The organism is Allobosea sp. P1_A7, from assembly GCF_056406775.1.
Genome location: NZ_JBFTZN010000433.1, coordinates 917 through 4,123, shown reverse-complemented (window position 1 = coordinate 4,123; position 3,207 = coordinate 917). Strand labels below are relative to the sequence as shown.

Annotated in this window: 2 protein-coding genes and 1 pseudogene; 2 read left to right on the top strand and 1 reads right to left on the bottom strand. The window is 65.4% G+C overall.

Annotated elements, in window-relative coordinates:
• Window positions 1–912, bottom strand: a pseudogene (locus AC1D34_RS35765) (flagellar biosynthesis protein FlgA); the annotation flags it as partial.
• Window positions 913–1,093: 181 nt separating this feature from the next.
• Here AC1D34_RS35765 and AC1D34_RS35760 point away from each other — a divergent pair.
• Window positions 1,094–2,122: a 4-hydroxythreonine-4-phosphate dehydrogenase PdxA gene (locus AC1D34_RS35760; protein ID WP_476826810.1), complete on the top strand. Its 1,029-nt coding sequence runs from the start codon at window positions 1,094–1,096 to the stop codon at window positions 2,120–2,122.
• Window positions 2,123–2,186: 64 nt separating this feature from the next.
• A complete protein-coding gene (locus tag AC1D34_RS35755) occupies window positions 2,187–3,182 on the top strand; it encodes a Bug family tripartite tricarboxylate transporter substrate binding protein (protein ID WP_476826809.1) in 996 nt (331 codons plus the stop codon).
• Window positions 3,183–3,207: the final 25 nt, after the last annotated feature.

Genomic DNA, 3,207 nt, shown 5'->3' with positions numbered 1-3,207 from the left:
GCCGAAGCTCGCTTCCTCCGCCAGACGGAGATGATGGAAGACATCGACTCGGCGTGTGCCCGCGCTCAGGCCACCCTGGCGGCGTTCGGCGAAGAGGTCGGCGATTTCGGGAATGCGGGCCGGCGGGGCATGGAAGCCGGGCGTATCGGGGCCAAGCCCGGTCGCATTGGCGACAAGCGTCATTTCGCAGAGATCGGGAACGGCCCTGAGCGGGAAGGCGCTGCCCAGGATGCGGGCACGCTCGGCGGCATTGCCGACGATCGAACGCGAACCGGGCAGCCAATGCTCGCGCAACTCAGGGAGCGAATGCGTCACCCCGTTGCAGGTCACCGCACCGGTCCCGGCATCGAGAACGAAATCATATTCGCTCGACTTGCCGGCGGCGATGATCTCCAGCCCGAGCAACTCGGCCCAGGTGACGAGGGCAATCAGCAGGCTCGGCTGGTCGCCGTCCACCGGCGTGACGACGACGCCCTTGTCCTGCGCCATGCGGGCGAGACCGGGGCCGACGACGCTGTCAGCTTCCTTCGAGACAAGCGCGACATGGCGCCCGGCTTCGATCGCCGCCAGGCTGTGGCGGGTTGCGGCTTCCGGGCTGCCGGTCGCCTCGATCAGCAGGTGGAAGGGCAGGTCGATGACGGTCTCCAGACGCCCGGCGGCAATATGGCGACCGGCCGCCCAGGCCGCCTTGGCTTCCGCCGGTGTTTCGCAGGCGACGATTTCGGAGGCGGGAATGCCGGCGGCCGCCATGGCACGGGCCGCGCCTTCCGCGGTCATGTCCACAGCGATGCGCGCATTGACCAGCCTGATCCGCCTTGCCTGGCCCAGGAAGCTCTGGCCGAAGCCGCCGCTGCCGACCAGGCAGGTCTCGATCGGGGTCTTGATGCCGTTGTAGAGCGAATGAAAATTCATGGGCAGATCCTCCGGGGCGCCGCGTCGCGACTCTGAACCGGCCGCCACTTTGCGCTCAGCCTATAGCAAGATGGATATGCTGCATACAGCATACTTGTAGCATTTAGAGGGCTATGCTAGGTCGATGGCCAAGTCTGGCCCTGATCACATCCGGCCATGTGGGAGAATGAGAGCGATGGACATGCGCGCAAACGGATCACTGCCGACGATAGCCGTCGCGATGGGGGATCCGTCCGGCATCAGCCCCGAATTGCTGGCGCGCATCCTGCTCGAGCCTGATCTGCGCTCGTCTGCCCGCTACGTCGTCTTCGGCGACAAGCGCCTGCTCGATCTCGGCGCTGCGGACGCCAAGGTCGACCCGGACGTGCTGGTCATTCGCGAAGGCGACGAGATTCCGGCCCAGTCGGCGAAGCCGGTCTTCATCGATCTCGCCAATCACGATCCGGCCGCGCTCGAGCGTGGCAAGGCGACGCTCGCCGGCGGCCAGGCGGCGACCGATAATTTCCGTCGCGCGCTCCGCTTCGCTGGGGAAGGCAAGGCCGATGCCGTGTTCTTCACGCCCTTCAACAAGGCTGCGATGCGCTTCGCCTATCCCGGCTATGACGACGAGATCCGCTTCGTGCGCGATGCCATCGGCTATGAGGGCGATGCCAGCGAGTTCAACATTCTCGACGGGCTGTGGAACGCCCGTGTCACCTCGCATATCCCGCTGTCCGAGGTCGCGGCTGCGATCAGCCAGGAGCGCATCCTCAAGGCGCTGACGCTGGCCGACGGCAATCTGCGCGCTGCCGGCTTCAACCCGCCGCGCATTGCCGTGGCCGGCATCAATCCGCATGCCGGCGATGGCGGCAATTTCGGCCGTGACGAGATCGAGACGATCGAGCCCGCCGTGAAGCAGGCCAAGGCCCGGGGCTTCACCGTCGAGGGGCCTTTCCCCTCCGACACCGTCTTCCTGCGCGCCAGGAACGGTGATTTCGATGCCGTGCTGACGATGTATCACGACCAGGGCCAGATCGCGATGAAGCTGATCGGCTTCGACCGTGGCGTCACGCTGATCGGCGGCTTCCCGTTCCCGATCTGCACGCCGGCGCACGGCACCGCCTATGAGATCGCAGGCAAGGGCATCGCCAATCTCGGCGCGACCCGTGCGGCGCTCAGCCTCGCCATCAAGATGGCGAATGAAGGAAGGGCCGCACGCAAGGCGGCTTGAGTTCACCGCGGCCGGGCAGCCGTTTCATGAGCCGCCCGGCATCTAATCACGAAGGGAGAAACGAATGAAAAAGACGAGCATTGCGGTTGGTATTGCGGTCGCGTTCAGCCTGGCCGGTGCAACCGCCGCGCAGGCCTGGCAGCCCACCAAGCCGGTGGAATTCGTGGTCACCTCGGGCGCCGGCGGCGGCACCGACAATTTTGCCCGCGTCATCCAGTCGATCATCACCAAGCACAAGCTCTTCGACCAGCCGATCGTGGTGGTGAACAAGGGTGGCGGCAGCGGCGCTGAAGGCTACATCCATGGCCGCGCCGGCAAGGGCGACCCCCATCGCGTCATCTTCGGCACCAATAACGCCTATCTGCTGCCTTACGTCGCCAAGCTCGGCTACAAGCTCTCGGATCTGACGCCGGTCTCGGCGCTGGCGCTGGACGAGTTCATCCTCTGGGTCAACGGCCAGGCTCCCTATGCCGATGCCAAGAGCTATATCGATGCGGTCAAGGCCAAGCCCGGCTCGCTCAAGATGGGCGGCAGCCAGTCGAAGGATACCGACCAGACGCTGACCTCGATGATCCAGGAAGCCGCTGGCGTGAAGTGGATCTACGTGCCGTTCCAGGGCGGCAGCGCAGCCGCCGTGCAGCTCGCCGGTGGTCACATCGATTCCAACGTCAACAACCCCAACGAGAATATCGGCCAGTGGAAGGCCGGCCAGGTGAAGCCGCTCTGCGTGTTCAGCCCGGTGCGTCTCGCCAAGGGCGACGCGGTCTTCGAGGGCAAGGGCTGGGGCGATATCCCGACCTGCAAGGAGGCTGGCCTCCCGCTCGAGACCTTCCAGATGCCGCGCACCGTCTGGCTGCCCGCTGAAGTTCCCGCCGATGCGGTCGCTTACTACGCCGACATCATGGAGAAGGTCAGCAAGACGCCGGAGTGGCAGGAATTCATCACCCGCACCTCGCAGACCGGCCGCTTCATGAAGGGCAAGGAATTCGCCGATTTCGTCGCCAAGGACGAAGCCGCGAACAAGAAGACCTTCGAAGCCGAAGGCTGGGTCGTCAAGTAAGACGGTTTCCTGCCCCCGGGGGGGG